Here is a 24645-nt window from a genome sequence, read left to right on the forward strand (position 1 = left end):
CAAAAGGATGTGAGCCTTGAGTATAGGAAAACGCGGCGGATTACTGGTATTAACCGCAGCCATCTCCGGGCTGATGGTATTCATGGGCATCTGGCAGCTGTCCCGGGCCGATGAAAAGCGCGTGCTGCTGGAGCAGTGGCAGCAGCGCAGCGGCATTCAGCTGGAGCTGAAAGAGGCCCTGACCATGGAGCAGCCCTTTGGTTACGAGCTGCAGGCCGGTGGTGTATTTCTTGCGGGCGGCGAGCTGTTTCTGGATAACCAGATTGAAAATGGCCAGCCCGGTTATCGCCGTATTTTGCCGCTGCAAACCGCGCTGGGGCTGCTGGCGGTAGACACCGGCTGGTGGCCGGCCAGCGCCGATCGTGACCAATTGCCTGTTACTCCCGCCCTTGATGATGGCCCGGTGCAACTCAGTGGTGTGCTGGTGCGTCCCTGGCAGCCACCGCTGAGTTTTGGTGGTGATGCCCCTACAGAGTCCCGCCGGGTAGTCAGTCTGGATCCTGTGTTGCTGGCCGCACACTGGGGCCAGCCGGTGCTGCCCATGGTGCTGAAAACCGATATGGACGCCGGCCAGTGGCAGCCGGTAGTGATGGGGCCGGAAAAACACCTTGGCTATGCGGTGCAATGGTTTGCCATGACCGCAGCCATCTGGCTGGCGGCTATATGGTGGTATCGGAGGCCTTATGAAACATAAACCGGTATTGGCCCTGGTGGCCGTGTTTTTACTTCCTCCGCTGCTGGCCTGGCTGGTGCTGGCCAAAGGCTGGTTCACGCCCGGTGTGGCCGGCCACGGTGAATGGGTTAACGGCAATATCAGTGCCGCCGGCCAGTGGCGGCTGGTGCTGGTAACCGACGAGCCCTGTGACTACTGCGCACCGGCCAAAAGCCTGCTGCATAATCTGGATCTGGCGCTGGGCCGCAACGAGGGCAGGGTGATGGTGACCGAGCAGCCCGCTGATGAATTGCTGGAGGCTGGCTTTGTCTATATTGCCGATCCGCCGGGGTTGCTGGTGATGCGCTACCCCATGGACAAGAGCGCAGAACAGAACCGCCATACCGGCAAGGCACTGCTGGAAGACCTGCGCCGCCTGCTGAAATATTCCCGGGCCGGATAAGGAGGCTGCATGCGTGCATTATGTGGCTTTGCCTTTGTGCTGACCCTGGTGGTGGTGCTGCTGGGAGCCTTTACCCGGCTCACCGATGCCGGCCTGGGCTGCCCCGACTGGCCCGGCTGCTACGGCTTCAATTATGTACCCGCCAGTGCCGGTGAACATGCCCTGGCCGCCGAGCGCTTTCCCGATGCGCCGCTGGAAGTGACCAAAGCGCGCAATGAAATGATCCACCGCTATGCCGCCGGCACTCTGGGGCTGACCATTTTAGTGATGGCGCTGGTGTCGCTCAGACCTGCCAACCGCCGTTACCGGCTGCCCGCCTTTTTGTTGCTGGCGCTGGTGTTGGGGCAGGCGACCCTGGGCATGCTGACGGTGACCCTGAATTTAATGCCCTTTGTGGTGATGGGGCATTTGCTGGGCGGCTTTACCATACTGGCATTGTTGTTCTGGCTATGGTGCCGGCAGGGAGCGTACAAGGGACCCCAGCCAAAGATGCAGGGCGTGAGCGGATTGTTCCGGCTGGCGCTGGCGGCGCTGGTGCTGCAGATTGCCCTTGGTGGCTGGACGGCGGCCAACTATGCCGCTCTGGCCTGCACCGAGCTGCCGGTATGTCAGGGCGACTGGCTGAGCCAGTGGCAGTGGAGTGCCTTTCATCCTCATGGCATGCCCGCAGAAACCTACCAGTATGGCGTGCTCAGCCAGCTGGAGCGGGCCACCATTCATGCCGCTCACCGGCTGTGGGCCATGGTCACCGCCGTGCTGTTGCTGGCCCTGGCCCGGCAGCTTGGTCGTCATCCCGGCTTGCGCCTCTGGGGGCTGGCGCTGGGGCTGATGGTGCTGCTGCAGCTGGCGCTGGGCGTGGCCAATGTGGTACTGCACCTGCCGTTGTGGGTAGCGGTGGCTCATAACGGCGGTGCTGCCGTATTGCTGTTGATTTTAACCGGAACGGGAGAGCGCCAGGGGCGCTTTGGGGAGGAAAAATGGCAAGAAGCCTGGCAATTTTCACCAGCCGGTCACACATCTGGCAGGACTATTTCGCACTGACCAAACCCAGGGTGGTGGCGCTTATTTTGCTGACCGCCGTGGTGGGCATGTTTCTGACCGAGGTGCTGCCGTCGGTGCAGACGCTGGTGGCGGCAACGGCAGGCATTGGTTTGATGGCGGGCGGAGCGGCGGCCATTAATCATGTGCTGGACCGGCGCATCGACATTAAAATGGCGCGCACTCATCACAGACCAGTGGCGCAAGGCAGGGTAGCCACGCCCAGGGCACTGGCGTTTGCGCTGGCGCTCTCGGCCATCGGTCTGATCATATTACTGTTGTTTGTTAATGCGCTCACCGCCTGGCTGACCCTGGCCTCCTTACTGGGTTATGCGGTGGTGTATACGGTCTGGCTGAAGCGGGCCACGCCGCAAAATATTGTGATTGGCGGTCTGGCGGGGGCCATGCCGCCACTGCTGGGCTGGACGGCGGTCAGTGGTGAGTTTCACGGTTATGCGTTGTTGCTGGTGATGATTATCTTTACCTGGACGCCGCCGCACTTCTGGGCCTTGGCCATTCACCGGCGGGACGATTATGCCAAGGCCGATATTCCCATGTTGCCGGTCACTCACGGCATTGAGTTCACCAAAACCTGTGTGCTGCTCTATACCCTGCTGCTGACCCTGGTATGTCTGCTGCCCTGGGTGGTGGGCATGTCGGGGCCGGCCTATCTGCTGGGTTCGCTGGTGCTGAATCTGCGCTTTATGCAGTGGGCCTGGCGGCTCAAGTTTAGACCCGGGCCGCAAACCGCATTACAATGTTTCCGCTTTTCAATCAGTCACCTGATGTGGCTGTTTGTTCTTATTCTGGCGGATCACTGGATAGACTATGGCTAACACAAACAAGCTGATTTGGTTACTGGCGCTGACCCTGCTGGTGGCAGGCACGCTGAGCGGCATTGCCTGGTATAACAACCGGGCCAATACCCTGACAGAAGCCGTAGTGGTATACCCCGAGCCCCGGCCCCTGAGCAATATTGCGCTGACCGACGCCGAAGGTCAGCCTTTTACCGAAGCTCAGTTGCAGGATCACTGGAGCCTGGTGTTTGTGGGCTATACCTTTTGTCCGGATATCTGCCCGACTACCCTGTCGGATCTGTCCCGCATCTACCCCGAGCTGATGCAATTAAGTGACAAGGCTCAGGTGGTGTTTGTGTCGGCGGATCCCGAGCGGGATACGCCGGAGCGACTCAAAGCCTATACCGCCCATTTTAATTCGGCATTTATCGCTGCCACTGCCGAACACGATAAGCTGATGCCGGCGGTACAGCAGCTGGGGTTGATTTATGGCGTGCACGAGCGTGGCGAACAAGACTATCTGGTGGATCACTCCGCCTCTGTGTCTCTGGTTAACCCCAAGGGTGAGCTGCATGCCTCGTTCCGCCCGGTATTTGATGAAGGCAGCGGCATTCCGCTGGTGGATGGCCAGCTGCTGCTGCAGGACTTTGAGCGTATTGTAAATCGCTGGCCCGACTGATCCTTACTGTGTAATAACGAGCTTTTCTTGACGACTTCCTTGATGAGTGTCCGCCGGCATGGCCAGGTGTTTGCCCTGGCCATGCCCATGGTGCTGTCCAATATTACCGTCCCTCTGCTGGGGCTGGTTGATACAGTGGTTATCGGCCATCTGGCGCAGGCGTATTATCTGGGTGGCGTGGCCGTGGGTGCGGCCATTATCAGCCTGCTGTTTTTTCTGCTGGGCTTTTTACGCATGTCTACCACTGGGCTTACTGCTCAGGCCTTTGGTGCCCGCCGGGAGCAGGAGCTGCTGGGCGTGCTGGTGCGGGCGCTGGTGCTGGCCTGGGCGTTGGCGCTGGGGCTGTTACTGCTGCAGGTTCCCATTATCGAGCTGGCCTTTCGGCTGGCGGGTGCCAGCGCCGAGGTAGAAACCTATGGCCGGCAATATGTGAGTGTGCGCATCTGGAGTGCACCGGCGGCGCTCACCAATCTGGTGCTGCTGGGCTGGCTGCTGGGCAACCAGAATGCCAGAGCGCCCATGTGGCTGCTGATCCTGGGTAACGGGGCCAATATAGTACTGGATATCTGGTTTGTGGTGGGGCTGGGCTGGCAGGTAAAAGGAGCTGCTGCCGCCTCTGTGCTGGCGGACTATGCCGCCATGGCGCTGGGTGCCTGGCTGGTGTGGCGCACTCTCAAGCGACGCGGCACTGTGCCGGATCCCGGCTTCTGGCGAAATACCCTTAGCGGCGATGCCTTTCGCCGGTTGCTGGGGCTGAACCGGGATATCTTTATTCGTGCGCTCTGCCTGCAGCTGACCTTTGTGTTTATGACCTTTCAGGGGGCCCGGCTGGGCGATGCCGTGGTGGCCGTCAATGCGGTGCTGATGAATTTTCTGATGTTTATCTCCTACGGCATGGACGGTTTTGCCTATGCGGCAGAAGCCATGGTGGGCAAGGCCATTGGCCGGGGCAGCCGGCGGCACTTTCGGCTGGCCTGCGGCCTTAACCTGATCTGGGGCGCTTTGGTGGCGATGCTGTTTACTCTGGTGTTCTGGCTGGCGGGAAAAACACTGGTTGATCAGATCACCAGCATTGAACCGGTGCAGCAGCAGGCCTATGGTTTTTTACCCTGGCTGGTGGCCATGCCGCTGGTGTCCTGCTGGTGTTTTGTGCTGGACGGTATTTTTATTGGTGCTACTCAGGGCCGGGCCATGCGCAATATGATGCTGGTATCCACTTTGGGGGTATTCTTTCCGGTGTGGTGGCTGAGCCAGAGTCTGGGTAATCATGCCCTCTGGCTGGCCATGTTGTGTTTTATGGCGGCCCGGGGCCTGACCCTGGGCTGGGCCTGGCGGCAGCTGGACCAGCGCCGTGCTTTTGTGCCCGACGGGCTGCCCGCAAAGAGATAATGCATGTTTGAAATTGCTCTGTATGAGCCGGAGATTGCACCCAATACCGGCAATATTATGCGCCTGGTGCGCAATAACGGCTGCCGCTTACACTTGATAGAGCCGCTGGGGTTCAGCCTGGATGAGAAACGACTGCGCCGGGCCGGGCTGGATTACACCGATTATGGCCAAATCACCCTGCACAAAGACCATGCCGCCTTTGTGCAGGCCATGGCCGGCCGGCGCATTTTTGCCTGTACCACCAGGGGCAGCCGTCATCATCATGAGGCAAGTTATCAGCCCGGTGATGTGCTGTTGTTTGGACCAGAGACCCGGGGCCTGCCCGATGAGGTGCTGGCCAGCATTGAGCCCGGCTGTCGTATTCGCATTCCCATGCAGCCCGGCAGCCGCAGTCTGAACCTGTCCAACGCGGTGGCGGTGATCAGCTATGAAGCCTGGCGGCAGCAGGGGTTTGCCGGAGCAGTCAGTGCCGAACAGTAAACAGAAATAATATTCATTCTTCCTGGTTGTTTATTGAGCAATCTGGCCTACACTTGGTCGCAGACGCCAGCAACCAGTGGAGGATAAAGGTCATGTTGATCAGAAAGTGCAGCTATGTCCTGACAGATGCGCATTCGGCGAAAGCCAGTATGGTATTGCACCCCGGTGGTGAGCTGGAAGTGGAGGTAGCTGAACGACAGCAACACTTCATAGTGGACTTTGACCATGTGCTGTTTCGCCGGGGCGAGCGGGGCATGGTGGTTATCTGTGAAGATGTGGCCGGCGCACCGGTTTGCCTGTCACTGTCGGCTCATGATGCCTTTGAGCTGTATCATTTGATGGAAGACAGTCGTGATGAGCTGGAAGAGCTGATGTGTGATCTCGCCTGATCTCGTACTTTGGTCGAAATCTCCTGACGATAATCCGGCCGGCGTTATAATAACGCAAACGTATTTATCAGCCGGTTCATGACTCAGACTTATTCCCGTCTGGTAACCACGGCAGCCATGGCGGCTACCCTGGTTGCCGGACTTTTAATTATCGCCAAGCTGGGCGCCTGGTTCTATACCGGCTCCGCCAGTATGCTGGCTTCCCTTACCGACTCCCTGCTGGATATCAGTGCCTCTCTGGTAAACCTGATGGCCATTCGCTACGCTCTGGTGCCGCCGGATGAAGATCATCGCTTTGGCCATGGCAAGGCAGAGTCTCTGGCGGGGCTGGCCCAGTCTGCCTTTATCAGCGGCTCGGCGGTATTCCTTATCATTAACGGTATTTCCCGGCTGCTGAATACTCAGATAGTAGAGCGGCCGGAAGCCGGTATCTGGGTTATGCTGTTTTCCCTGGGATTAACCCTGGCGTTGATTGCGTTTCAGCAATATGTGATTCGCCGCACCCAGTCTTTGGCCATCAAGGCCGATCAATTACATTACCGTGCCGACATTTTGCTGAATGTGGCCGTGTTGGCGGCCATTATATTGTCCTGGCTTGGCTGGCACTGGGCCGATGCTCTGTTTGCGGTGCTGATTGGTGGCCATATTTTGTATGGTGCTCTGAAAATAGGGTACGACTCTGCTCAAATGTTGCTCGACAGACGGTTGCCCGATGAAGAGCAAAAGCGCATTATGGACTGCTGTCTGGCCGTGGCAGGCGTGCGCGGGCTGCATGATCTGCGCACCCGGCGCTCGGGCCGCACCCGGTTTATTCAGCTGCACCTGGAGCTGGATGACCAGCTTCCCCTGGTGCAAGCTCACGGCATTGCCGACCAGGCCGAGGGCAAACTTCGCGGCTTGTTTCCCGACGCCGACATCATTATCCACATGGATCCTGTGTCGGTAGTGCCTTCGTGACCCGACCCGAAGGTAAGTGAACATACATTTTAAAAACAAGGTTTTACCCATGGAAGACGGCATTCAATCCAGAACCTGGCTGCGCATTCGTGAAGAAGCCAAACGCATGATTGCGGAAGAGCCCATGCTCGGCAGCTTTTTTCACTCCACCATTCTGAACCACGACACCCTTAAATGCTCCCTGAGCTTTATTCTGGCCAACAAGCTGGACAGCAACGTGATGCCGGCCATTTGTTTGCGGGAAATTATTGAGGACGCGCTGGATGAAGAGCCCGCCATTCTGGATACGGTGGCTGCCGATATCTGCGCGGTGCAGGAGCGGGACCCGGCTGTGGATCTGTTCTCCACCCCGCTGCTGTATCTGAAGGGCTTTCATGCCCTGCAGGGCTACCGCATTGCCAACTGGCTGTGGCATCACAACCGGCGGGCGCTGGCCACCTATCTGCAAAACCAGATCTCGGTGGTGTTTGGCGTGGATGTGCATCCGGCGGCACGCATTGGCAAAGGCATAATGTTTGACCATGCCACCGGCATAGTGGTGGGCGAAACCGCCGTTATCGAGAACGATGTATCCATTTTGCAAAGTGTGACCCTGGGGGGGACCGGCAAGGAAGGCGGTGATCGCCACCCTAAAATCCGTGAAGGAGTGATGATAGGTGCTGGTGCCAAAATTCTGGGCAACATTGAAGTGGGTAAAGGGGCCAAAATTGGTGCCGGCAGTGTAGTGCTGGATCCGGTTCCTGCTCACACCACGGTAGCCGGTGTGCCGGCCAGGGTGGTAGGCCGGCCCGGTTCAGACAAGCCTTCTTTTGATATGAGTCAGAATATCTGACGCCAACAGGCAGATTTTTGCGCCAATTGCGCTTGTGCTTCATATGGCATCTTGTTGTCATCCTGAGGCCAAGGTATGCTCGACGGTGTGTGGCCCGATGGCCGGTAAACGTGAATTACAGGGGTTAGAACATGTCTTTTGATGTACTGGAAAAGCTGGAAGCCAAAATCCAGACGGCGGTGGATACCATTTCTTTGCTGCAGATGGAAGTGGACGAGCTGAAAGAGCAGAACGGCAAGCTGGGCGACGAAAACCAGCAGCTGCGTCAGCAGCAGCAAGCCTGGCAAGAGCGCCTGCAGGCACTGCTGGGCAAAATTGACCAGGTAGAAGAAAGCGTCTGATAACCGCTGTTTTCTGTAAAAACGCCGGCTTAAAGCCGGCGTTTTATCATCAGAACAGTATTACTCGATATCGAGGGCTTCCGGCGAGAGAATAATACCTGTGGTGTCGGCGTAGAGATGATCTTCCGGTAAAAAGGTCACGCCGCCAAAGTTGACCGGCACATCCAGCTCACCCATGTTGTTATCGTCGGCGCTCACCGGAATGGACGCCAGTGCCTGAATGCCGATATCGGTTTCTTCCAGCGCATCCACCTCACGTACGCAGCCATAGCAGACAATCCCTTCCCAGCCATTTTCTGCTGCTGTTTCAGCAATGTCCGCATCGATCAATGCACGACGCAGCGAGCCGCCACCGTCGATCAGCAATACACGGCCCACACCGTTCTGCTTTACTGTCTCAAGGATTAAACCGTTAGACTCAAAGCATTTGACGGTCGACACCAGACCGCCAAAAGAGTTACGTCCGCCAAAAGTGGAAAACATGGGTTCAACCACATCGACCATATCAATGTAGGTATCACACAGTTCAGAAGTATTGTATTCCATGGATTCTGCCACGCCTGAAGACAAGATAACCTCAGTATAAAGAGGCGGGAGCGGTTTTCAATCACAATGATGTGACCGCTCCCGTAAACAGCAGATATCAGAGAATAAAGCGGCTCAGATCTTCGTCTTCCACCAGATTCTTCAAATAACGATCTACATAGTCCGCATCTACGGTAATGGTTTCACCGGATTTGTCTGAAGCTTCAAATGAAAGCTCATCCAGCAGGCGTTCCATCACGGTATGCAGCCGGCGGGCACCGATATTTTCGGTGGTTTCGTTCACCCGCCAGGCGGCGTCGGCCAGACGACGAATGCCATCGTCGGTGAATTCGACGTTTACATTTTCGGTGGCCAGCAGTGCCTTGTACTGCTCGGTGAGTGAAGCACTGGGCTCGGTAAGAATACGCTCAAAGTCTTCTGCGGTGAGTGAGCTCAGCTCAACCCGAATGGGCAGACGACCCTGCAGCTCGGGGATCAAATCCGACGGGCGGGCAACCTGAAAGGCACCGGAAGCGATAAACAGCATGTGGTCAGTACGTACCATACCGTGCTTGGTGTTCACGCTGCTGCCTTCAATCAGTGGCAGTAAATCGCGCTGTACGCCTTCGCGGGATACATCCGGGCCCGAGCTTTCGCCACGTTTACAGATTTTGTCGAACTCATCGATAAAGACGATGCCGTGGTTTTCCACTGCATGAATGGCCTGCTCTTTCAGCTCTTCCGGATTCACCAGCTTGGCGGCTTCTTCTTCCACCAGCAGCTTGAAGGCTTCTTTTATCTTCATTTTGCGCTGTTTGCTGGTGTTGCCTGCCAGATTCTGGAACATGCCCTGCAGCTGGTTGGTCATTTCTTCCATGCCGGGAGGAGCCATGATCTCCACCCCCATCTGCGGTGCAGCTACATTGATTTCAATTTCCTTGTCATCGAGCTGGCCTTCCCGCAGTTTTTTGCGGAACAGCTGGCGGCTGCCGCTGTTGTCGGCCTTTTCTTCTTCACCCCAGGTGTTGCGGGGGTTGGGCAGCAGGGCATCAAGCACCCGTTCTTCGGCCGCTTCTTCGGCACGATGGCGGTGTTTTTCTACCTGTTGTTCGCGCACCATCTTCATGGCGATATCGGTCAGATCGCGAATAATAGAGTCTACTTCTTTACCTACATAGCCAACTTCGGTGAACTTGGTCGCTTCTACCTTGATAAAGGGCGCATTGGCCAGTTTGGCCAGACGGCGGGCAATTTCGGTTTTGCCCACGCCGGTAGGGCCTATCATCAGAATGTTTTTGGGAGTCACTTCCTGGCGCAGTTCGGGCTCAAGCTGCATACGACGCCAGCGGTTGCGCAGGGCAATGGCTACGGCGCGTTTGGCTTCACTCTGGCCAACAATAAAACGGTCCAGCTCGTGAACAATTTCTCTCGGGGTCATTTCAGACATAATTCAATCCTGTTGCAATGGACCGTTACTGGCCGTAGTCGAGTTCTTCAATAGTCTGGTTGCCGTTGGTGTACACGCACACATCGCCGGCAATGGAGAGTGCTTTTTCCACTATGTCGCGGGCATCCATATCGGTATTTTCCAGCAGGGCGCGTGCCGCCGACTGAGCGTAGGGGCCGCCGGAGCCGATAGCGATCAGATCCTGCTCGGGCTGTACCACGTCGCCGTTACCGGTAATGATAAAGGAGTGCTTGTCGTCAGCGACCGCCAGCAGGGCTTCCAGCCGGCGCAGAGCGCGGTCGGTCCGCCAGTCTTTGGCCAATGCCACGGCAGCACGCTCCAGATTGCCCTGGTGAGCCTGCAGCTTGGCCTCAAAGCGTTCCAGCAGGGTAAAGGCGTCGGCGGTGCCACCGGCAAAACCGGCCAGTACCTTGCCGTTGTGCAGCCGGTGTACCTTGCGGGCGTTGCCTTTCATTACGGTATTACCAAGAGAAACCTGGCCGTCGCCACCGATAACTACCTTGCCGTTACGGCGAACTGAAACGATTGTTGTCACTGTGAACCTCACTTGACGGTGTTGCCGGCCGGACCGGCGAGAATGTCATGTTCACGAAGATGGGGGCGGGCAGGAAAAACTTCAACCCTGCAGGCGCACTCTTGGGTTGAAGTTGTTTCAGGCAGGTCGCTGCGAGACCGCGACTATGATTAGCCCTGCAGCAGTATGCAGCCGGTGTTGATGCTGCTCATTTTATGCTTGGCCTGGTCGGCCTTGCGCTTGCTCTCATAGGGACCCATCACCACCCGGTACCAGACACCATTGCTGCCCTCGCTGCGTTTGACTTCCGAGCTGAGACCCTGAAAAGCAATGCGGGCCTTGAGCTGCTCAGCCTGAGCAGAAGAGCGGAATGATCCGCACTGCATGTAATAGATTTTGTCTGGTGCCGCTTCGGGCTTTTTACGTGCTTCTGCGGGTTTAGCCGGGCTGACCACGATTTCCTTGTTTTCCAGTTGCTCTATGTAGCGCCATTTTTCTACTGGTTTTTGATCGATGGGATCCACCTTTTTGGCCGGAGCCTGCGGTGGTTGCTGAGTGGCAGCCGGCGTGGCTGACGGTGAGGTGCCGGCAGAGCCTTTAATCAGAAAAATGATGTAGCCCATTCCCCCCAGCAATATCAGAGCAAATATAATGGCCAGCCAGGGAATACTGCGCTCTGGCGCACGACCACGGCTGTTGCCGGTGCGCTTGCTATTACCGCCCTTTTTCTTGGGCGGGCTGCGGCGAACATAATCCCTGGCCATGGCTTACATCCGCTCCAGAGTATCGATGCCCAGCAGGGACAGGCCCTGTTGCAGTACCTTGGCGGTGGCGGCGCACAGGCGCAGACGGCTGGCCCGGGCCTCGGCCGGCACGCCCTCCTTATTGATGGGGCAGGCTTCGTAGAAGCTCATAAAGGCACCGGACAGCTCATACAGGTAGAGGCACAGCAGGTGTGGCATGCCCTTGTCGGCCACCGACTTGACGGTATCGTTGAACTGCACCAGCTTCTGGGCCAGAGCTTCTTCTGCCGGAGCGTCAATGATGACGTTACCGGTCAGCGCATCGGCACTGACGCCGGCCTTGCGGAAGATGGACTGCACCCGGGTGTAGGCATATTGCAGGTAGGGAGCGGTATTGCCCTCAAACGACAGCATGTTGTCCCAGTCAAAGATGTAGTCGGTGGTGCGGCTCTTGGACAGATCGGCATATTTCACCGCCGCCATGGCTACCCGGCTGGCAACCTGAGCTTTTTCTTCGGCGCTGAGATCGGTGTTTTTCTGCTCCAGCAGGGCGGCGGCGCGCTCTTCTGCCTCATCCAGCAAATCTACCAGCTTGATGGTGCCGCCGGAGCGGGTCTTGAACGGACGACCGTCCTTGCCCAGCATCATGCCAAAAGCGTGGTGCTCCAGGCTCATGGAATCGGGAATGTAGCCGGCCTTGCGCACTATGGTCCAGGCCTGCATCAGATGCTGGTGCTGACGGGAGTCGATAAAATACAGGGCACGATCGGCACCCAGCTGCTCATAGCGGTACTTGGCACAGGCAATGTCGGTGGTGGTGTAAAGGAAACCGCCGTCCTTCTTGCGTACTATCACGCCCATGGGGTCGCCGTCTTTGTTCTTGTACTCGTCGAGGTACACCACCAGAGCACCTTCGTCTTCCACCGCCAGGCCTTGTTGCTGCAGATCGGCAACAATGTCGTTGAGCATGGGGTTATACATGCTTTCGCCCATCACATTGGCGGGGGTCAATGATACACCCAGGCGGTCGTATACTTCCTGGTTGTGCTTCAGGGTCACGTCTACCAGCTTTTGCCACATGTTCAGGCAGTATTCATCGCCACCCTGCAGCTTCACCACATAGTTGCGGGCGCGCTCGGCAAAGTCAGCATCGTTGTCATATTGCTGTTTGGATTCCCGGTAAAATTGCTCCAGATCAGACAGACCGGAAGACAGCACGTCCGGGTTTTCCTGCTCCAGCTTTTCCAGATAGGCAATCAGCATGCCGAACTGGGTGCCCCAGTCACCAATGTGATTGGCGCGAATCACTTTATGGCCAAGAAATTCCAGAGTGCGCACCACGGCGTCACCGATAATGGTAGAGCGCAGATGGCCCACGTGCATTTCCTTGGCCACGTTGGGGGCTGAATAATCCACCACCACGGTTTGCGGCTGCTCGGCTGCGGGCACATTGGCACGTTCATCAGCCACCATGGCGTCTATCTGGCCAGCCAGCCAGTTGCTGTCGAGAAAGAAATTGATAAAGCCGGGGCCGGCCAGCTCGGTTTTGGCGACCAGCTCTGAAGCGGGCAGGTTGTCGACCAGCAGCTGGGCCAGGGCGCGGGGGTTCTGTTTGGCCGGTTTGGCCAGCAACAGCGCCAGGTTGGTGGCCAGATCGCCATGGGCCTTGTCTTTGGTGCGGTCTACCTGGATGCGTGGCTCCAGCTCGGCAGGCAGCTTGCCCTGTTGTTTGAGAGTAGAGACCGTCTGCTCAAGCAGCGCTTGAATATGTTCTTTCATTATCAGTTCACCAAAGTTTGAGACAAGGTCGAGCAAAACCCGAGGGGCGTAAATTCTACTCATTATGGGCGTCAAAAACTACCTTGCCGGGGCGACAGGCGTTTGAGTGAAAGCCGGTATTTCATGCACAGGTCATTTTAGAGACAAGAAAAAAGGTGTTTACTGCTTTATATTCCGGTAAGTAACCAAGGAGTCGTCCATGAAACTGGCATTACTTCCTCTTACCCTGCACTTATTACCCGAAGGCAGAGTGCCCCTGCGGATTTTTGAGCCGAGATATGTGCGCATGATCGCCGAGGCAGAAAAGGATGACCGTGGCTTTGGCATCGGCATGCTGGAAGACCCCGATGATACCGGCAAGGGCGATCTTTATATGCTGGGTGCCAGAGTGAAAATTGTGGATTTCTATACCCTGGAAGATGGCATGCTAGGCATTACCGTGGAAGCCACAGAGCGCTTTCGTATTCGCGAGCTGGCAGAAGAGCAGGATGGTCTGTTGCAGGCAGAGGTAGAGCTGCTGGATAACTGGCGCTCCTGTGCATTGTCGCCGGTGGAGCAGATTTTGTCCGACAAGCTGCAGGAAGTGTTTGAGGAATATCCGGAGCTGGCGGAGCTGCACCCTGATCCACGCTGGCAGGACGCCGCCTGGATCACTCAGCGCTGGCTGGAAGTGCTGCCCATCAAGAATGATTACACTCAAATGCTGATGGGTGAACCCAGCTGCCGCCGGGCCCTGACCTTTCTGTTATCCATGATCCGCCCCGACGACGCCCGTCCTGATCAGCAGCACTAAAGTGCAACCGCATTGTTGCTTGCTGCAGATCACCACAACTCCTGCGGATCAATATCCAGTGACCACCTTACTTTGCGTGCCGCCGGCAGGCTGTCGGCAATGGCCAGTGCATGGCGGCAGGCGCTGGCCAGCTCCCGCCGGCTGTTTGCCTGCAGCAGCATCTGATAACGGTACTGGCCGGCCTTGCGCTCCATGCGCGCACTGAAAGGCCCCAGACACAGCACGGAGGCGGGCAGGGCCGGGGCCAGCTGTTGAGCCAGCGGTACCAGGAACTCCCGGCAGGCCTCGCCCTGAGTGGCCTGGCAGCGAAACAGTGCCTGATAGCTGTAGGGCGGCAGTCCGGCCTGACGGCGCTCTTCCAGCGCGGTGTGGGCAAAATGCCGGTATCCCTGATTGGCCAGATCCTGCAGCAGGGCATGATCCGGATGATGGGTCTGCAGCACCACCCGGCCCGGTTTGCTGGCCCGGCCGGCGCGGCCGGCCACCTGAATATACAGCTGAGCCAGACGCTCGGCAGCACGAAAATCACCGGCAAACAGGGCACCGTCCACATCCAGCATGGCCACCAGAGTCACATCGGGAAAATGGTGTCCTTTAGCCAGCATTTGCGTGCCAAGCAAAATCTGGTATTTGCCGGCGCGAATGCCTTCCAGGTGCTGCTCAAAGCTGCCCTTGCGGCGCGTGTTGTCCCGGTCGATACGAATGACGTTGTACTGAGGAAACAGCATGGCCAGCGCCTGCTCCACCTGCTCGGTGCCCAGGCCGGTGCCCACCAGCTTGCTGCTGCCACATTGCGGACACTGGGGTGGACGAGGGCGCTGATGGTCGCAATGATGGCAGTGCAGCCGGTTGCCGTTTTTGTGCCAGGTGTAATGAGCATCGCAGCGCTCGCAGTCTGCCAGCCAGCCGCAGTCGTGGCACAGCAGCACAGGCGCATAGCCCCGGCGGTTAAGAAACAGCATGACCTGATTGCCTTTGCCGAGCTCTTCCGCCATCAGCTGCTGCAGCTGGGGCGACAGCCCGGCCTCCAGCTGTACATGGCGGCTGTCCAGCAGCAAATGCTCGGCCACAGTGGCGGTACCCGGCCGCTGGCTGAGAGTAAGCAGCTGGTATTTGCCGGCAGCGGCATTGTGCAGACTTTCAAAACTGGGTGTGGCCGAGCCCAGCAGAATGGGAATATTCAGCTGATGAGCGCGCAACAGCGCCAGATCCCGTGCATGGTAGCGAAAGCCGTCCTGTTGTTTGAAAGAGCTGTCGTGCTCTTCATCGATAATAATCAGGCCAAGCTGGTCAAAGGGCGTGAGCAGGGCGGAGCGAGTGCCAATCACAATGGCGGCGCTGCCGTCCTGGCAGGCCAGCCAGGCGTCAAGCCGTTCCCGCTCGTTCATGGCCGAGTGCAGGGTGCATACCGGCAGCGGAAACCGGCGCTGAAAGCGGGCTATGGTCTGGGGCGTGAGGCCGATTTCCGGCACCATCACCAATACCTGTTTGCCTGCTTTTAATACCGGTTCCATGGCCTGCAGGTAGACTTCGGTCTTGCCTGAGCCGGTAATGCCTTCCAGCAAAAAGGGGCTGAAACGGTTTGCCTGCTGCAGCACGCTTACCGCCAGTGCCTGCTCCGTGGTCAGCCTGGGTTTGGCGTCTTCATTAATGGTGACCTTGCCGCGCCAGTGGGTGCGGGCGGGCAGGCTTTCCCGCTTTTCGGCCAGCCCTTTTTTGGCCAGGGCATTAAGCGTGGCGGAAGTGACCCCCCTGGCTCCCAGCTCACCCGGCGTCATGGGAGTGTGTTGCAGCAGCTCGTAAGCTTGTCGCTGTTTTATTGCCCGGTTCAGGCTGCTGTTATCGCCTTCCAGCGCATGCCAGCTTTCCACCGGCCGGTAACCGGCTTCTTCACCTTTGCGCAGCAGGGTGGGCAGGGCCTGAAAATACACTTCTCCCGGCGGGTGCAGGTAATATTGTGCCGCCCAGGCCAGCAGTTTGCGGTCTGCCTCATTCAGTACAGGCGTGTTGTCGATAACAGCGGTTACCGGCTTAATGCGGGCCGGATCCAGTTCCGTGGTTTGCGGATGACTCAGCACCAGACCCACCAGAGTGCGATTACCAAAAGGCACGCGTACCCGGCAACCTGCTTCGGGCAAAGGCTGCGAACACAGATAATCGAACTCCCGGCGCAGGGGAACGGGCAGTACCACCCGCACCAGAGCCTGTTGTGCCGAAGGCGACATTGCTGATTTTTTCATCCGCATTTTCCTTGCCTGAAAAAAGGCGATCCTATATTATTCGCACCCTTCACAAAACGTGTAACTCTCGTGTGGTGTCTGGCTCAGGATCAGATAGCGACACGGCCTACTGACAGAGGTTGTCCATGAAACAAGGTATCCACCCGGAATACAAAGAAATTGTTGCCAAATGTTCTTGCGGTAACGAGATCAAGACCCGCTCTACCCTGGGCCATGATCTGAACCTGGACGTTTGCTCCGCTTGCCACCCCTTCTTTACCGGTAAGCAGAAGATTCTTGACACCGGCGGCCGTGTTGATCGCTTCAACAAGCGTTTCGGCATGCTGGGCAGCAAGAAGTAAGTTGCTGCACCGGTCTCAAAAAAGCGCCTGCGGGCGCTTTTTTGTTGCCTGTCATTTGCCTTGTCCCACCTTATCAACCATGGTTAATCAGATCCGCCTTCCTGTGGTGTGCAGCCATGTTGGTTCCTGCCCTGCTTTTTCTGTTTTTATTGCCATTCGGCATCAGCGCTTCATGTCCGCAATTCACTCAGTATGAAACTGCAAATGTTAAAAAAGTGATAGACGGAGATACTGTTCATCTTGTTGATGGCAGACGTATTCGCCTGGTGGGAATAGACACACCGGAATTATACAAAAACGGGCGTCTGGCACCTGAAGCCGGTGCCCGGAAAGCGCAGCGCTGGCTGAGCAAGAAATTACCAGAAAAGAGTCAAATGAAACTGGTTTTTGCAGCCAAAAGGCGTGATGATTATGGACGCCTTTTGGCTTATCCACTGACAAACAGCGGACAATTGCTGGTAAAAAGCATGCTGGCGGCAGGATTGGGCGAACTGATGCTGTTTGAGCCCAATCATACGTATTGGTCCTGTCTTTTGCAGGCAGAGCAGGCTGCACGACGGCATCGGCTGGGCATCTGGACCCGCTCTTTGCCGGCCGCGCCTGCAAGCCGTCGTTGGCAAAATCTGCTGATCACAGTGCAACGCGTGCACGCTCGCCATGGCGAAGTAACATTGCTCAGCCGCAGCGGACTGACATTGCGTTCGGGCCGGCAACTGCCGGCCAGGTGGCGTGACCAGCTGGCCCGGTTAACCCCCGGAGACCGGCTTTTCGTGCGTGGCAAGGCACGTAAGCGGGGTGCTGGCTGGCAGCTGTGGCTGAATCACCCCTGGCAGTTTTACCGAGAAAAATAAGTGGATCAGACTGGGCAAGGTGAAAAAAGTTGATTAATATCACATTGTATAAATATTGTGATAAACTTGTTCACAGTGTAATCGAATAAATGTCTACAATCGCATCAGGGTACTCGCACAATGACCGACTTCCGTCAAAAAGCGCTCGACTATCATGCTTTCCCCAAGCCGGGCAAAATCTCCGTTGAAATCAGCAAGCCGGCGGAAACCGCCAAAGATCTGGCCCTGGCCTACAGCCCGGGCGTAGCCGAGCCGGTGCGCGAAATCGCCGCCGATCCGGAAAACGCCTATAAGTACACCGCCAAAGGCAACCTGGTAGCGGTTATCTCTAACGGTACAGCCATTCTGGGTCTGGGCAACCTGGGCCCGCTGGCTTCCAAGCCGGTAATGGAAGGCAAGGCGCTGCTGTTCAAACGTTTCGCCGGCCTCGACTCCGTGGATATCGAAGTCAAGCATCGCACCACCGAAGAATTTATTCAGACCGTTGAAGCCATCGCCGACACCTTTGGCGGCATCAACCTGGAAGACATCAAGGCACCTGAATGCTTTGAAATTGAAAAAGAGCTGATCGAGCGCTGTAATGTGCCCGTATTCCATGACGACCAGCACGGCACCGCCATTGTTACTGCTGCGGGTCTGATCAACTCGCTGGAAGTGCAGGGTAAGGACATTGCCGATGCGCACATCGTATGTATGGGTGCCGGTGCTGCCGCCGTTGCCTGTATGGAGCTGCTGATCAAGTGCGGCGCTCAGCGTGAAAACATCTACATGCTGGACCGCAACGGCGTTATTCACACTCGCCGTGACGATCTGAACGAGTACAAGGCGTTGTTTGCCAACAACACCGACAAGCGTACTCTGGAAGATGTGATCACCGGCGCCGACGTATTTGTAGGCGTGTCCGGCCCCGACGTACTGCCGGCTGAAGCCGTCAAGCTGATGGCTCCGAACCCGGTTATCTTCGCCTGCTCCAACCCGGATCCGGAAATCAAGCCCGAGCTGGCTCACGCCACTCGTTCCGATCTGGTGATGGGTACCGGTCGTTCCGACTTCCCCAACCAGGTGAACAACGTGCTGTGCTTCCCCTTCATCTTCCGCGGTGCTCTGGACGTGCGTGCCACCCGGATCAACGACGAGATGAAAGTGGCTGCCGTAGACGCCATTCGCTCTCTGGCCAAAGAGCCGGTACCTCAGGAAGTGCTGACTGCTTCCGGTTACGACTCTCTGGAATTCGGTAAAGACTATGTGATTCCGAAGCCGATGGATCCGCGCCTGCTGCCTCGCGTAGCCCGCGCTGTGGCCGTGGCCGCCGTGGAATCCGGCGTGGCCCGCATCGCCCTGCCGGAAAACTACATGCTGGACTGAGATTCAGTCTAAGCGGCAAAAAGGGGAGCTTCGGCTCCCCTTTTTTATTTCATGTCTTCACTCATCACTATTCACTTTCGGCGCGTCAGATACACCCCGGCTTCCATATGGTGGGTGTAGGGGAACTGATCAAACAGCGCAAAGCGGCTGATGTGGTGGGTCTGGCTCAGGGTTTCCAGGTTCTGACGCAGTGTGTCCGGATTACAGGAGATATAAACGATATTGTCGTAATCCTGAACCAGCTTTACCGTGTCTTCATCCAGCCCGGCCCGGGGCGGGTCCACCAGTATGGTATTGCACTCATAGCTTGGCAGATCCACGCCTTTTAACCGGCGAAACTCACGTACGCCGCGCATGGCCTGAGTAAATTCTTCCGCCGACATACGCAGTATGGTGACGTTATCGATGGCGTTGGCAGCAATATTGTACTGGGCTGACTTGACCGAAGAGCTGGAAATTTCCGTGGCCAGCACCCGGCGAAAGTTTTTTGCCAGAGCCAGAGAGAAGTTACCGTTGCCGCAATACAGCTCCAGCAAATCACCACTGGCACCCTGAGTCACGTTCAGTGCCCAGCCCAGCATTTTTTCGTTCATGCGGCCATTGGGCTGAGTAAAGCTGTTTTCCACCTGCTGATAAATCAGCTCTCGCCCGGACACGTTCAGCCGCTCCAGCACATAATCACAGTCGTGTACCAGTTTCTGCTTTTTAGCCCGGCCAATAATGTGCGCGTTAATGCCTCTTTCTTTCAGCCAGGCGCGCAGGTTTGTCACTTCCGCCTGCCAGTCTTCACCCAGTTGGCGATGATAGAGCAGGCTGATCACCAGCTCGTTGCTGAGGGAAGACAAAAAGTCTACCTGAAACAGCTTGCGGCGCAGCACAGGGCTGGGGCGCAGGGCTTCCAGCAGCAGCGGCATGGCGGTGTTGATGAGTGCTGAGGCGGCTGGAAACTGCTCCACCCGGTATTTTTCCCGGGTGGCCTGATCAAACATGATGTAATAGAGGTCGTCTCCCTCATGCCACACACGAAACTCGGCGCGCATGCGGTAATGCTTGGGGTCGGAGGCAAACACTTCCAGACGGGGAGGGGTAAAGGGAGCGAAAATTTGCTCCAGCCGGGCGGCTTTTTCATCCAGTTGAGTCTGGTAGCTGTCTTGGGTGCTCATTATTCGCCTCACTTTAAAACGGAGCGCAAATTCTACGGCTTGTAGTGAATTTGTCCAGTTGACCAGAGCGGAGCGTGGGCATTTAAGGCGGGTAAAGGCAGGAGCGCTGCTCCGCTCCCGCCGAATAGTAGAGTTACTCTGTGCTGGCCGGCTTTCGGTAGGGGTTTTCCGGCAATTGATCCGCCCGCAGCGGTGGCCGGCGGGCTCCTTCCTTGGGGCCATAGGCGCTGCTCAGGTAGGTGAGAATGGTCTCTTCGGTGTTGTCATCAAAGGTCCACAATCCCTGCTTTTCCTGCATCCAGCGAATAAGCGACAGCCAGTGCTCACGGCTGCCACTGTTTTGAGTAACTAGTTTGGCAGAGTGGCAGGCAATGCAGTTATTGCGTACCGTCTCCCAGCCGGGCGCGATAATAAAGCCGGTTTGCGGATCCTGCTCGGCGGCCAGCGCCGGAGCCGTGGCCAGCCCCAGAAGCAGCCCTATTGCAGCAGTGCGTATCATGCATACCTCCATTAAACGATTTGCACCGCAATGCGATGGCAGGCGTTATTGAGATAGCCCTTGGGGTTCCAGCCCGGCACTACCATGGGTTGAGCATGGCCTTCGTTATCCACGGCTTTGGCCCAGATCTCGTAATAGCCTTTTTCCGGAAAGCTCAGCTCGCTGTGCCAGTGCTGCCAGGCCAGCCGGTTGGCGGGCTTGCGCAACTCGGCCTTGTGCCAGGTGGCACCAAAGTCGATGGACACATGCAGCTCGGTAACTTCCAGATCACCGGCCCAGGCATGACCCCGCACCTGCAAGGGCTGGCCCAGCTGATGGCTGATACCGGTTTTGGGGAAGGTGATCAGCGACTTCACCGGCATGGATTCGATGATTTCCATGTCTTTATTCGGCACTTGAGTGCCTGGGGCTACCGGATATTTGGGCACGCTGTAAGAGGGGGCCGCCATCTTGTTGCCGTCGTGCACCTGATTGCGGATCACGATTTTCTTCAGCCACTTGCCCGAAGTCGACGCCGGCCAGCCACCACATACCAGCCGCAGCGGGTGGCCATTTAACACCGGAATGTCTTCATCGTTCATGGCCCAGGCGATCAGGGTTTCGTCTTCCAGTGCCTTGGACATGGGCACGCCCCGGGAGATGGCCTCTTTGCCCGGATCGCCGCTGGGGTGAAGGTCGCCGCCGTAATAACCAATATAAACGGCGTCTTTTTTGATGCCGCAGGCTTCCAGTACGTCCCGCAGCCGCACCCCGGTAAATTTGGGGCTGGCCACGGCACCGGTCGTCCACTGGTTGCCGCTGGCCGCCGGTACATATTCACTGCGGCCGTTACCGCCGCATTCCACCGTCAGCTGATAGCTGTGATGCTCAAACTTTTCTTTCAGCTCGGCAATGGTAAAAGTAGTGGGGTTCTCGCAGGACTCACCGGCGATTTCCAGCGTCCATTGGGCCGGGTCCAGCGTTTCTATATTAGGCACCAGGCCGTTATTGCGAACAAACATATGCTTGGCTGGTGTGATTTCGTCATCCAGCAAATGAGGCGGGGTTTCGGCGTTAATGGGCCTGTCGTTAAGAATGGTCAGCCCTTCTTTGCCGGGCAGTGAAAAAGGCTCGTCGGACTGGGCAAAAGCGGCCGGTATCAGCCCCGCCGGCATATTTCTGGCAAAGGGAATGCTGGCTCCAATGGCAGTGGCCATGGCCAGCAGGCCGCTGCGTTTTAAAAATCCCCGCCGGCTGCCGGGGTCGCTCTCACGGCCCCAGAGCTGCTTATCGGCTTTGATGGGATCTTCACCGTACAGTTCATGAATGCCCTTGTGGGTGGGCTGCTTGCTGTTGTTGGAATCGCTGGCCATAAGGTTCTCTCCCTGTTGCATCTGACACTGCCGATAAGCTTAAAACGGCAGCCTATCAAAAACTGCAAAGTTAAATATATGTTAATTTTAAGTAATTGAGAGCCGGCTCATATTTCACAATGAGTCATGTTTTGCGTTTTTTCTCAAAAATCATGCATATATCTTCAGTTAGCCTTTATAATGCCCGCGCTTTGGTGCCGACAGGCGTAAATGGGAATCCGGTGCAAATCCGGAACTGGCGCGCAGCGGTAAGAGGGAACGAAAGCGACACGGAAGATTCCAGGCACTGCCGCAAGGTGGGAAGCCGTCGCCGTAGGTGGGCTGCCGCCCGAGCTCTCAAGTCCGAAAACCTGCCAAAGAGAGAGTCACAAGGCCGCAGGCCTCACTACGCGAACTAGGGAAAAGAATGTCTAAGAAATTGTTGGCAGCCGCACTGCTGCCATGGGCCGCCTGTGCCCAGAATTCGTCTGAACCTACCTCTATTACCATCTACAACCGGGCAGAGCAGCCGCTCACCAGTGCCCTGGCTCCGGTGGAAGTGATTACCAGGGCCGACATCGAACGCCGCCAGCCTCGTTCTCTGATTGACTTGCTGGAAACCCTGCCAGGTATGCAATTTGGCTCCCAAAGCGGCGGTATTGGTCAGCTCAGCAGCCTGTTTGTGCGTGGCACCGAGTCTGATCATGTACTGGTGTTACTCAACGGTCGCCCCATGGCACAGATGGTGAACTCGAACGTCGACTTCAGCCAGTTGCCGGTGAGCAACGTTCAGCGCATTGAATATATTCGTGGTCCTCGTGCCGCCATCTATGGCTCCCGTGCCATTGGCGGTGTGGTCAATATCATTACCACTTCTAAAGTGAATGATATTAGTGTGGGCGTGACCACAGGCAGTAACGACTACTATGCCGCCGATGTGTCGGTTAACCAGTGGGTCACCGATGCCACCCGGCTGCAGCTGGCCACCGGTTATCGGGAAACCCGGGGCTATGATGTGGTGCCTGACAACAGTCAGCCTGACCGCGATGGCTTTGACAGCAAAAACCTGACGCTGGGTATGGAACATCAGCTGGATCAGAACTGGACGTTGGATGCCAACCTTAATGCTTGGGAAAATAATCTGGAATATGATTATTATGAGCCAGACTTTGGTTTTCCTGGCTCTGACAGCAGTAATACCAAAGCGTATCAAGTTGATACTGGTCTGCGCTATCAGGACGAACAGTTAGTTGGCCAGCTTAATGCCAGTTATGGCGAATTTAAGTCCGAGGACTGGAACAAAAGTGATGGGCAGCATACTGCCGATATTGCCAACACCGCTACCACCCGGGTTGATGGCCTGATTCAGTATTATTATGCCGAGCAGGCCTACGTTTTAACTGGTATGGATTGGCAACAAGATCGTTTGTTGTCCAGAAGCACAAGTTTTACGGCGCCAGACCGTGATAACACAGGTGTGTTTATTTCCGCCTATCATACCTGGTCACCGCTTACCCTGGAGCTGACCGGCCGAGTAGATGATAACGAACAGTTCGGTACACATGGCACCTGGCAGAGTGCGTTGTCAGTTCAGTTGCTGGAGCAGCACAAAGCGACATTAAGTTATGGGACTGCGTTTAGAGCTCCGAACTTTACTGATTTATATTACCCTAAGAGCAGTTGGGGAGGGGGGAACCCAGAGCTTAAGCCAGAACAATCTGAAAACTGGGAGTTGGGATTATCTGGTAACTATAGTCTATTTGATTGGCAGCTAAATATTTATCGTAATGAAATAGATAACATGATTGTGAGTTTTAGAAACTCTACAGATAATGTTGACACTCTTATCAGAGGTGCTGAGTTTGTTATTAATGCTGATACGGGCCCACTTCATCATTCCGTCAGCTATGAGTACACTAATGCCAAAGATATTGAGACTGCGAAGCAGCTGCTTAACCGTGCCAAACGCAAGTTCAGCTGGACCGGTGACATTGATGTGGCAAAAGCTAATTTATTTGCTCAAGTAATGTATATGGGTGATAGGAAAACCTATGGTGCAGTTGGTCCAGTATATACCCCTTCCTACACCATCTGGAATATCGGTGCCCGCTACCCGCTTACCCAAAACCTGACCCTGAACGGCAAGATCAACAACCTGTTCGACAAGGACTATCAGGTGGTCAGTGGCTACGATGCCCCCGATATGGAGTTTTACGTCGGTGCCGACTACCGCTTCTGATATGAGCAAGAAGGATAAAGGAAGCGGCTTCACGACCGATCAAATGCCACGGATGGCATTTGCCGAGCGCTACATGGAAGTACTTGAAGCGTGTCGTGAAGTTGGGCCTTTGTCCTACCCTGCTCGGTGCTTGCAGACATCGTGGTATCCCAAGCCGGCCTTCGCGCCGGCTTTTTTTCTTTTTCAGCCGTTGGCGTTATTATGTCGCCCTTGCACAGCGAGGGCAGTCAGTGGCAAACATTCTTATCTTCGACTCCGGCATGGGTGGCCTTTCCGTCTACCGGGAAGTACACCGGGCATTACCGGCACATCAGTACTTCTATCTGTTCGACAATGCCTGTTTTCCTTATGGCGAGCTGGATGAAGCGCGCCTGGTAGAGCGTGTGCTGGAGCTGCTCACTGTGTTTGTGGCACGTCACCATATCGATATTGTGATCATCGCTTGCAATACCGCCAGTACCTATGTGCTACCGGCGCTGCGCGAACAACTGCACATACCTGTTGTTGGCGTGGTGCCGGCCATTAAACCCGCGGCTGAATACTGTCGTTCAAAAGGACTCAAACATATCGGCCTGCTGGCCACACCGGGCACGGTTTCCCGCCGCTATACTGCCGAGTTGGTGCAGCGCTTTGCTGCCGATATGCAAATATCCATGCTGGGCACTACCGAGCTGGTAAGAATGGCAGAAGACAAGCTGGCAGGTGAAACCGTTAATATCAGTCATCTTGTCCGCATTCTTACTCCCTGGCGGGGAAACGATAAGCCTGATGCGCTGG

General features: G+C 56.4%; 26 protein-coding genes and 1 riboswitch (1 of these 27 cut by a window edge). Of the genes, 17 read left to right on the forward strand and 9 right to left on the reverse strand.

Annotated elements, in window-relative coordinates:
- Positions 1-16 precede the first annotated feature (16 nt).
- The 11 genes from N2M06_RS01195 (at position 17) to N2M06_RS01245 (ending at position 8017) form a co-directional block, all read left to right on the forward strand.
- Positions 17-694 carry an SURF1 family protein gene (locus tag N2M06_RS01195; protein WP_346351356.1) on the forward strand — a complete coding sequence of 226 codons (678 nt, stop codon included), beginning with the start codon at positions 17-19 and terminating at the stop codon, positions 692-694.
- Entirely contained in the window at positions 684-1115 is a 432-nt protein-coding gene (locus tag N2M06_RS01200; RefSeq protein WP_346351357.1) for a hypothetical protein, read from the forward strand. Before N2M06_RS01195 ends, N2M06_RS01200 begins: the two co-directional genes overlap by 11 nt.
- A 9-nt stretch (positions 1116-1124) precedes the next feature.
- Positions 1125-2156, forward strand: a complete 1032-nt coding sequence (locus tag N2M06_RS01205) for a COX15/CtaA family protein (protein ID WP_346351358.1) — start codon at positions 1125-1127, stop codon at positions 2154-2156.
- The gene (cyoE, locus tag N2M06_RS01210) at positions 2093-2989 is read left to right on the forward strand and encodes a heme o synthase (RefSeq protein WP_346351359.1); all 897 of its coding nucleotides are present in this window, start codon (positions 2093-2095) and stop codon (positions 2987-2989) included. The genes N2M06_RS01205 and cyoE overlap by 64 nt, the downstream gene beginning before the upstream one ends.
- Positions 2982-3629, forward strand: coding sequence for an SCO family protein (locus tag N2M06_RS01215; protein ID WP_346351360.1), 648 nt, complete (start codon positions 2982-2984; stop codon positions 3627-3629). Before cyoE ends, N2M06_RS01215 begins: the two co-directional genes overlap by 8 nt.
- Positions 3630-3671: 42 nt before the next feature.
- A complete protein-coding gene (gene dinF / locus N2M06_RS01220; protein ID WP_346352144.1) occupies positions 3672-5018 on the forward strand; it encodes an MATE family efflux transporter DinF in 1347 nt (448 codons plus the stop codon).
- A gap of 3 nt (positions 5019-5021) precedes the next feature.
- Positions 5022-5498 carry a tRNA (cytidine(34)-2'-O)-methyltransferase gene (locus N2M06_RS01225; RefSeq protein WP_346351361.1) on the forward strand — a complete coding sequence of 159 codons (477 nt, stop codon included), beginning with the start codon at positions 5022-5024 and terminating at the stop codon, positions 5496-5498.
- A 92-nt stretch (positions 5499-5590) separates the two neighbouring features.
- Positions 5591-5887, forward strand: coding sequence for a hypothetical protein (locus N2M06_RS01230; RefSeq protein ID WP_346351362.1), 297 nt, complete (start codon positions 5591-5593; stop codon positions 5885-5887).
- A 78-nt stretch (positions 5888-5965) separates the two neighbouring features.
- A complete protein-coding gene (locus tag N2M06_RS01235; RefSeq protein WP_346351363.1) occupies positions 5966-6844 on the forward strand; it encodes a cation diffusion facilitator family transporter in 879 nt (292 codons plus the stop codon).
- A gap of 49 nt (positions 6845-6893) precedes the next feature.
- Positions 6894-7676 (forward strand): serine O-acetyltransferase, encoded by a 783-nt coding sequence (gene cysE / locus N2M06_RS01240; protein WP_346351364.1) that lies wholly within the window; start codon positions 6894-6896, stop codon positions 7674-7676.
- Positions 7677-7807: 131 nt separating this feature from the next.
- Positions 7808-8017, forward strand: a complete 210-nt coding sequence (locus N2M06_RS01245) for a cell division protein ZapB (protein WP_019934798.1) — start codon at positions 7808-7810, stop codon at positions 8015-8017.
- A gap of 60 nt (positions 8018-8077) precedes the next feature.
- Here N2M06_RS01245 and rraA read toward each other — a convergent pair whose 3' ends face one another.
- The 5 genes from rraA to argS all read right to left on the reverse strand — a co-directional run bounded on the left by rraA (position 8078) and on the right by argS (position 13046).
- Complete coding sequence (gene rraA / locus N2M06_RS01250; protein WP_317075618.1) at positions 8078-8563, reverse strand: ribonuclease E activity regulator RraA; 486 nt, start codon at positions 8561-8563, stop codon at positions 8078-8080.
- 97 nt (positions 8564-8660) lie between these two features.
- Entirely contained in the window at positions 8661-9989 is a 1329-nt protein-coding gene (gene hslU / locus N2M06_RS01255) for an HslU--HslV peptidase ATPase subunit (RefSeq protein WP_019934800.1), read from the reverse strand.
- A 25-nt stretch (positions 9990-10014) separates the two neighbouring features.
- The gene (gene hslV, locus N2M06_RS01260) at positions 10015-10545 is read right to left on the reverse strand and encodes an ATP-dependent protease subunit HslV (protein WP_346351365.1); all 531 of its coding nucleotides are present in this window, start codon (positions 10543-10545) and stop codon (positions 10015-10017) included.
- Between the two features lie 149 nt (positions 10546-10694).
- On the reverse strand, positions 10695-11288 hold the full coding sequence (locus N2M06_RS01265; protein ID WP_019934802.1) for an SPOR domain-containing protein: 594 nt from the start codon (positions 11286-11288) through the stop codon (positions 10695-10697).
- A 3-nt stretch (positions 11289-11291) separates the two neighbouring features.
- Positions 11292-13046 (reverse strand): arginine--tRNA ligase, encoded by a 1755-nt coding sequence (gene argS / locus N2M06_RS01270; protein ID WP_346351366.1) that lies wholly within the window; start codon positions 13044-13046, stop codon positions 11292-11294.
- A 199-nt stretch (positions 13047-13245) separates the two neighbouring features.
- Between argS and N2M06_RS01275 the strand changes: the two genes are divergently transcribed.
- Positions 13246-13839 carry an LON peptidase substrate-binding domain-containing protein gene (locus N2M06_RS01275; protein ID WP_346351367.1) on the forward strand — a complete coding sequence of 198 codons (594 nt, stop codon included), beginning with the start codon at positions 13246-13248 and terminating at the stop codon, positions 13837-13839.
- Positions 13840-13868: 29 nt separating this feature from the next.
- Here N2M06_RS01275 and priA read toward each other — a convergent pair whose 3' ends face one another.
- On the reverse strand, positions 13869-16064 hold the full coding sequence (priA, locus tag N2M06_RS01280; protein ID WP_346352145.1) for a primosomal protein N': 2196 nt from the start codon (positions 16062-16064) through the stop codon (positions 13869-13871).
- Positions 16065-16204: 140 nt separating this feature from the next.
- Between priA and rpmE the strand changes: the two genes are divergently transcribed.
- The 3 genes from rpmE to N2M06_RS01295 all read left to right on the forward strand — a co-directional run bounded on the left by rpmE (position 16205) and on the right by N2M06_RS01295 (position 18636).
- Positions 16205-16420: a 50S ribosomal protein L31 gene (gene rpmE / locus N2M06_RS01285; RefSeq protein ID WP_306079681.1), complete on the forward strand. Its 216-nt coding sequence runs from the start codon at positions 16205-16207 to the stop codon at positions 16418-16420.
- A gap of 41 nt (positions 16421-16461) precedes the next feature.
- Positions 16462-17271: a thermonuclease family protein gene (locus N2M06_RS01290; RefSeq protein WP_346351368.1), complete on the forward strand. Its 810-nt coding sequence runs from the start codon at positions 16462-16464 to the stop codon at positions 17269-17271.
- A gap of 120 nt (positions 17272-17391) precedes the next feature.
- Positions 17392-18636, forward strand: a complete 1245-nt coding sequence (locus N2M06_RS01295) for a malic enzyme-like NAD(P)-binding protein (protein ID WP_346351369.1) — start codon at positions 17392-17394, stop codon at positions 18634-18636.
- A gap of 71 nt (positions 18637-18707) precedes the next feature.
- Here the strand turns inward: N2M06_RS01295 and trmA are convergent, their stop codons facing one another.
- From trmA to N2M06_RS01310, 3 genes are all read right to left on the reverse strand, one after another.
- Positions 18708-19799, reverse strand: a complete 1092-nt coding sequence (trmA, locus tag N2M06_RS01300) for a tRNA (uridine(54)-C5)-methyltransferase TrmA (RefSeq protein WP_346351370.1) — start codon at positions 19797-19799, stop codon at positions 18708-18710.
- A gap of 133 nt (positions 19800-19932) precedes the next feature.
- On the reverse strand, positions 19933-20298 hold the full coding sequence (locus tag N2M06_RS01305; RefSeq protein ID WP_346351371.1) for a hypothetical protein: 366 nt from the start codon (positions 20296-20298) through the stop codon (positions 19933-19935).
- Between the two features lie 11 nt (positions 20299-20309).
- Entirely contained in the window at positions 20310-21650 is a 1341-nt protein-coding gene (locus N2M06_RS01310) for a sulfite oxidase (RefSeq protein WP_346351372.1), read from the reverse strand.
- Positions 21651-21825: 175 nt separating this feature from the next.
- A riboswitch (cobalamin riboswitch) is annotated at positions 21826-22023 on the forward strand.
- Positions 22024-22056: 33 nt separating this feature from the next.
- Between N2M06_RS01310 and N2M06_RS01315 the strand changes: the two genes are divergently transcribed.
- Positions 22057-23868: a TonB-dependent receptor gene (locus N2M06_RS01315; RefSeq protein WP_317075128.1), complete on the forward strand. Its 1812-nt coding sequence runs from the start codon at positions 22057-22059 to the stop codon at positions 23866-23868.
- Between the two features lie 230 nt (positions 23869-24098).
- Positions 24099-24645, forward strand: partial view of a glutamate racemase gene (gene murI / locus N2M06_RS01320; RefSeq protein WP_346351373.1) — the 5' portion only. It continues 263 nt past the right edge of the window; 547 of the gene's 810 nt are visible here — the first part of the coding sequence; it begins with the start codon at positions 24099-24101; its stop codon lies off the right edge, out of view.

Origin of the sequence: Oceanimonas sp. AH20CE76 (assembly GCF_039654065.1) — a bacterium.
Taxonomy (GTDB): domain Bacteria; phylum Pseudomonadota; class Gammaproteobacteria; order Enterobacterales; family Aeromonadaceae; genus Oceanimonas; species Oceanimonas smirnovii.

Coding starts and splice junctions, on each gene's coding strand:
- N2M06_RS01200 (WP_346351357.1), top strand. CDS start 684: ATGAAACATAAACCGGTATTGGCCCTGGTGGCCGTGTTTTTACTTCCT.
- N2M06_RS01235 (WP_346351363.1), top strand. CDS start 5,966: ATGACTCAGACTTATTCCCGTCTGGTAACCACGGCAGCCATGGCGGCT.
- rpmE (WP_306079681.1), top strand. CDS start 16,205: ATGAAACAAGGTATCCACCCGGAATACAAAGAAATTGTTGCCAAATGT.
- hslU (WP_019934800.1), bottom strand. CDS start 9,989: ATGTCTGAAATGACCCCGAGAGAAATTGTTCACGAGCTGGACCGTTTT.
- N2M06_RS01265 (WP_019934802.1), bottom strand. CDS start 11,288: ATGGCCAGGGATTATGTTCGCCGCAGCCCGCCCAAGAAAAAGGGCGGT.
- N2M06_RS01315 (WP_317075128.1), top strand. CDS start 22,057: ATGTCTAAGAAATTGTTGGCAGCCGCACTGCTGCCATGGGCCGCCTGT.
- cysE (WP_346351364.1), top strand. CDS start 6,894: ATGGAAGACGGCATTCAATCCAGAACCTGGCTGCGCATTCGTGAAGAA.
- N2M06_RS01275 (WP_346351367.1), top strand. CDS start 13,246: ATGAAACTGGCATTACTTCCTCTTACCCTGCACTTATTACCCGAAGGC.
- N2M06_RS01245 (WP_019934798.1), top strand. CDS start 7,808: ATGTCTTTTGATGTACTGGAAAAGCTGGAAGCCAAAATCCAGACGGCG.
- priA (WP_346352145.1), bottom strand. CDS start 16,064: ATGTCGCCTTCGGCACAACAGGCTCTGGTGCGGGTGGTACTGCCCGTT.
- N2M06_RS01310 (WP_346351372.1), bottom strand. CDS start 21,650: ATGGCCAGCGATTCCAACAACAGCAAGCAGCCCACCCACAAGGGCATT.
- dinF (WP_346352144.1), top strand. CDS start 3,672: ATGAGTGTCCGCCGGCATGGCCAGGTGTTTGCCCTGGCCATGCCCATG.
- N2M06_RS01205 (WP_346351358.1), top strand. CDS start 1,125: ATGCGTGCATTATGTGGCTTTGCCTTTGTGCTGACCCTGGTGGTGGTG.
- N2M06_RS01295 (WP_346351369.1), top strand. CDS start 17,392: ATGACCGACTTCCGTCAAAAAGCGCTCGACTATCATGCTTTCCCCAAG.
- cyoE (WP_346351359.1), top strand. CDS start 2,093: ATGGCAAGAAGCCTGGCAATTTTCACCAGCCGGTCACACATCTGGCAG.
- N2M06_RS01305 (WP_346351371.1), bottom strand. CDS start 20,298: ATGATACGCACTGCTGCAATAGGGCTGCTTCTGGGGCTGGCCACGGCT.
- N2M06_RS01215 (WP_346351360.1), top strand. CDS start 2,982: ATGGCTAACACAAACAAGCTGATTTGGTTACTGGCGCTGACCCTGCTG.
- N2M06_RS01230 (WP_346351362.1), top strand. CDS start 5,591: ATGTTGATCAGAAAGTGCAGCTATGTCCTGACAGATGCGCATTCGGCG.
- trmA (WP_346351370.1), bottom strand. CDS start 19,799: ATGAGCACCCAAGACAGCTACCAGACTCAACTGGATGAAAAAGCCGCC.
- N2M06_RS01225 (WP_346351361.1), top strand. CDS start 5,022: ATGTTTGAAATTGCTCTGTATGAGCCGGAGATTGCACCCAATACCGGC.
- argS (WP_346351366.1), bottom strand. CDS start 13,046: ATGAAAGAACATATTCAAGCGCTGCTTGAGCAGACGGTCTCTACTCTC.
- rraA (WP_317075618.1), bottom strand. CDS start 8,563: ATGGAATACAATACTTCTGAACTGTGTGATACCTACATTGATATGGTC.